Below are 476 nucleotides of genomic sequence, written 5' to 3' on the forward strand. Positions count from 1 at the left end.
CTAGAGCTAGACTCAAAACAAGTGATTTGGTTTTGATAGAACACAAGGTTTTAAAGAATGAAGGTGCGGAGCTTGGAGGTGTAGATCTAGCAGATGCGGGGCTAGATAATGCATCAGAAGATTCAAATCTAGCAAAATCAGATCTTGAAGATGCAGGGCTTGAAGATGTAAATCTAGAAGATGCAAACTCAGAAGTTGCATCAGATGAATCAAATCCGCTAGGTAATTCGGATCTAGCAGATGCATTAGATTTGTAAAAATCAGATCTAGAAGATGCAGATCCTGAAGAATCAAATCTAGCAAAATCAGAGCTAGAAGATGCAGATCTTGAAGATGCATCAGATTTGTAAAAATCAGATCTAAACGACTTAGATCTTAAAACTCTAGATCCAAACGATGATTCAAACCCGCTAGGTAACTCAGATCCTACAACTCCACATTGTTTGAGAAAATCAGGATTTGAAGAAGAAGGTTTT

General features: G+C 37.6%; 1 protein-coding gene. It reads left to right on the forward strand.

Annotated features, from left to right (window positions below; all coding sequences use genetic code 11):
• Window positions 1–257, forward strand: a 257-nt coding sequence (locus BKH42_RS09705) for a hypothetical protein (protein WP_219349870.1), incomplete at its 5' end; no start/stop codon positions are given.
• Window positions 258–476 lie beyond the last annotated feature (219 nt).

The sequence above is a fragment of the Helicobacter sp. 13S00482-2 genome (assembly GCF_002272795.1).
GTDB lineage: Bacteria > Campylobacterota > Campylobacteria > Campylobacterales > Helicobacteraceae > Helicobacter_J.